General features: G+C 69.6%; 3 protein-coding genes and 1 pseudogene. 1 reads left to right on the top strand and 3 read right to left on the bottom strand.

Annotated features, from left to right (window positions below):
* Window positions 1-49: 49 nt before the first annotated feature.
* Window positions 50-376, bottom strand: a complete 327-nt coding sequence (locus ACWGI8_RS41280; protein ID WP_453668591.1) for a hypothetical protein — start codon at window positions 374-376, stop codon at window positions 50-52.
* A gap of 165 nt (window positions 377-541) precedes the next feature.
* Window positions 542-2,722, bottom strand: a complete 2,181-nt coding sequence (locus tag ACWGI8_RS41275; protein ID WP_453668590.1) for an ATP-dependent DNA helicase UvrD2 — start codon at window positions 2,720-2,722, stop codon at window positions 542-544.
* A gap of 239 nt (window positions 2,723-2,961) precedes the next feature.
* Between ACWGI8_RS41275 and ACWGI8_RS41270 the strand changes: the two genes are divergently transcribed.
* Window positions 2,962-3,219, top strand: a complete 258-nt coding sequence (locus ACWGI8_RS41270) for a mycoredoxin (RefSeq protein WP_385420790.1) — start codon at window positions 2,962-2,964, stop codon at window positions 3,217-3,219.
* 187 nt (window positions 3,220-3,406) lie between these two features.
* On the opposite strand, the pseudogene ACWGI8_RS41265 reads toward ACWGI8_RS41270, so the two are convergent.
* Window positions 3,407-3,769 (bottom strand): annotated as a pseudogene (locus ACWGI8_RS41265) (IS701 family transposase); the annotation flags it as partial.

Genomic DNA, 3,769 nt, shown 5'->3' with positions numbered 1-3,769 from the left:
GATCCCGGGTGGGGTTCCGCGGCCCTGAAGGCGCCGGCCTGACTCTGGATCAGGCTGGATCACTCCAGGGTTCGAGCCCACGGAAGGCCCACATCGTGTGGTGCTGCGTCGTCTGCTGCTTCGTTTCGGCACTGGCCGCCGCAAAGGCATAGGCCTTGGCCTCGCCTGCTGCTACTGCTCCCAGTGCCTTGGTCGGTCGCTCATTGCGCTCCCGGACGGGCAGACCCGCAGGGAGGGACACCGGAAGCGCGGCCGCGAAGCCGGACAGACCGGTGCCAATGAACGCCGAACCGGAGAGGCCGAGCGAGCAGGCGGAGACGACCGAGCGATCGGTCATTTTGGCGGTGCGGATGAAGCTGGTGTTGATGCTGATCACTGGAATCGCCTCCTCTCGGCGTCTCTGGGACCGGCCGGGGCCGATCGCGCGTATTCGGATAAGTACAGCACGAAAGCAGGGCTTCAGAGAAGCCGCTGTTCTCGTGGTTAAGAACCTATGGGGATGACTGGGGCGGGCGCAAACTATTTTTTCGACGAGTTTGCATCAGTCGTCCTCGGCACCCCCGCCAACCTCCTCACCTGCACAGATGGCCAGGACATCGGCTCCGAAGCGCTCGAGCTTGCGACCGCCGACGCCGGAGATCCCGGACAGCTCTCCCTCACTGCCGGGCACGGCCTCGGCGATCGCCATGAGGGTCTTGTCGGTGAAGACGCAGTACGCCGGCTGGCCCAGCTCCCTGGCCTGCTCGGAGCGCCACTCGCGGAGCCGCTCGTACAGCGCCTCGTCCATGTCGGAGGGGCAGTCCTCACAGCGCATCAGTTTCATCTCACCGGCGTCGGTGAGCGTTTTGCCGCAGACCCGGCACAGGACCGGTCCGCGTCGCTTGCGCCGGCTGCCGGGGCCGCTGCCGCGCTCGATGCCCCCGCCGACGCCCGCGGTGCGGGCGCCCGGCGCCACGGAGCCCGGCCGCAGCCCGTTCAGGAACCGGGTGGGCCGGCGGGAGGCGCGGCCGCCGGGCGAGCGGGACAGGGCCCAGGAGAGCGACAGATGGAGCCGGGCGCGGGTGACTCCGACATAGAGCAGCCGGCGCTCTTCCTCCACCTGTTCATCGGTCTTGGCGTAAGTGATCGGCATCATGCCCTCGGTGAGGCCGACCAGGAACACGGCGTCCCACTCCAGGCCCTTCGCGGAGTGGAGCGAGGCGAGGGTGACGCCCTGGACGGTCGGGGCGTGCTGGGCGGCGGCCCGCTCGTCGAGCTCGGCGACGAGATCGGCGAGGCTCGCCGCCGGCTTGACGCGGGCGAAGTCCTCGGCGAGGCGGACCAGCGAGGCGAGGGACTCCCAGCGGTCCCGGACCGCACCGGAGCCGGCCGGGGGCTCGGTGGTCCAGCCCTTGGTGGAGAGCACCGCGCGGACCTGGGAGGGCAGGTCCTCCGCGTCGTCCAGCAGTGCGTCGTTCCCCCCGGCCCGGGCGGCGCCGCGCAGGGCGACCCCGGCCTCCCGTACCTCGGCGCGCTCGAAGAACCGCTCGGCGCCGCGCAGCTGGTACGGCACGCCGGCGTCGGCGAGGGCCTGCTCGTAGACCTCGGACTGGGCGTTGACCCGGTAGAGCACGGCGATCTCCCCGGCCGGGACGCCCGCGGCGATCAGGTCGCGGATGCGCCGGGCGGTGCCCTCGGCCTCGGAAGGCTCGTCGGCGTACTCCGCATAGGCGGGCTCGGGCCCGGGGTCGCGTTGCGAGATCAGCTCGAGGCGGTGCTCGGCGGCACGGCCACTGGCCTGGCTCAGCAGACCGTTGGCGAGATGGACGACCTGGGGGGTGGAGCGGTAGTCACGGACGAGCTTCACCACCGTCGCGTTGGGGTGGCGGGTGCGGAAGTTCAGCAGATGGTCCGGGGTGGCTCCGGTGAAGGAGTAGATCGTCTGGCTGGCGTCGCCGACGACGCAGAGGCTGTCCCGGTCACCGAGCCACAGCTCCAGCAGGCGCTGTTGGAGCGGCGACACGTCCTGGTACTCGTCCACGACGAAGTGCTGGTACTGGCGGCGGATCTGCTCGGCGATGTCGTGGCGGTCCTGGAGGATACCGACGGCGAGCAGCAGGACGTCCTCGAAGTCGATCACCGAGCGGTCGCGCTTCAGCTGTTCGTACAGCGCATAGATCTGGCCAATCTCCACCGGGTCGCGGGGAGCGTCCCGGTGGGACTTGGCGACGGCGGCGGGATAGTCGGCGGGGACCGTCTGGGTGACCTTGGCCCACTCGATCTCGCTGGTCACGTCCCTGAGCTCGTTGCGGTCGAGGCGGATACGGCAGCGAGCCGCGGCCTCGGCGACCAACTGGATCTTGCGCTCGAGCAACCGGGGCAGCTCACCGCCGACGGCTTTCGGCCAGAAGTACTGGAGCTGGCGCAGGGCGGCCGAATGGAAGGTGCGGGCCTGCACGCCGCCCGCGCCGAGCTGTCGCAGCCGGCCGCGCATCTCCCCCGCGGCGCGGTTGGTGAACGTGACGGCCAGCACACTCGCGGGCTGGAGTATCCCGGCGCGGACGCCGTACGCGATGCGATGGGTGATCGCGCGGGTCTTGCCCGTGCCGGCGCCCGCCAGGACGCACACCGGGCCGGTCAGGGCGGTCGCGACCTCGCGCTGCTCGGGGTCGAGCCCGTCGAGCACCGCGTCCGCCGACTCGGGGACCTGCGGGAAGAGAGTGGAGTGCGTTGCTGCTGTCACCCCGCCATGCTGCCAGGTCCCGCGAGATCACCGGGACGGTTGTCCACAGGGAGGCGAGACCGGTCGTACTAATCGCCCCCCTCCTCCTGCTCCTCCCTCTCCCCTCTCCCTTCTCCCTTCTCCCCCAGGCGACTCCCCCGCCCGTACGGCCGTCCATACCCCCATCGGGAATGTCGCCCGGGGTCGCGTACGTTCGACTACCGGGAAACCCCCACGAGCCGGAGGAGCGGGAGAAGAAGATGCAGGGATCTCTGACGATGTACAGCACGACCTGGTGCGGCTACTGCCGTCGGCTGAAGAGCCAGCTCGACCGGGAGGGCATCAGCTACGTCGAGGTCAACATCGAGGAGGACCCGCAGTCCGCGGCCTTCGTCGAGAAGGCGAACGGCGGAAACCAGACGGTTCCGACCGTTCGGGTAGTTCCCACCAACGGTGGCCCCGAGGTCGTCATGACGAACCCGAGCCTCGCCCAGGTGAAGCAGGCTCTCGCTATCTGACGCTTCCCCGCGCTGCGCCCCCTCTGGTCGAGGTCACCGGAGGGGGCGGCCCTGCGTATAGGGGAAGTGGACGGCGGTCCCAGACTCCGCACAGCGGCCTATGCGCCTACGGTGCGGCCGCGCCGCCCTTTGGCTCGGGATCGGCTCTCACGCGCCCACCTAGTACTCCAGCTGTAGATCGTGATCTTCATGCCTGAGTTGCGGCTTGTCGCCGGTAGTGACTGGTGCGTGATCGAGCTTGATGACGTCGTCTCCACTCGGACCAGCGCAGGCGGTGAGCCGCGTTGGACAGCGGCTGGACGACGAGCGCGATGAACAGGTGCTGTATCTCGTTGCAGGTCAGCGGAATGAGGTCGTCGGGGGCTGGGCGGGTGTGTTCGTCGGCGCGGACGACGGCGAGGAAGGCGTGGGCGAGCATGGCGAGGGTGACCCAACGGGCCCAGGAGGGGTAGCGACGGAGCTGGTGCTCGTCCAGGCCGGCCAGCCCTTTCTCGGTTTGGAAGGTCTCCTCGACCCGCCACCGTGATCCGGCAACCCTGACCAGGGTGGC

It is taken from the genome of Streptomyces sp. NPDC054841, assembly GCF_053611045.1.
This window is presented reverse-complemented; position numbering and strand designations above follow the sequence as displayed.

Coding starts and splice junctions, on each gene's coding strand:
- ACWGI8_RS41270 (WP_385420790.1), top strand. CDS start 2,962: ATGCAGGGATCTCTGACGATGTACAGCACGACCTGGTGCGGCTACTGC.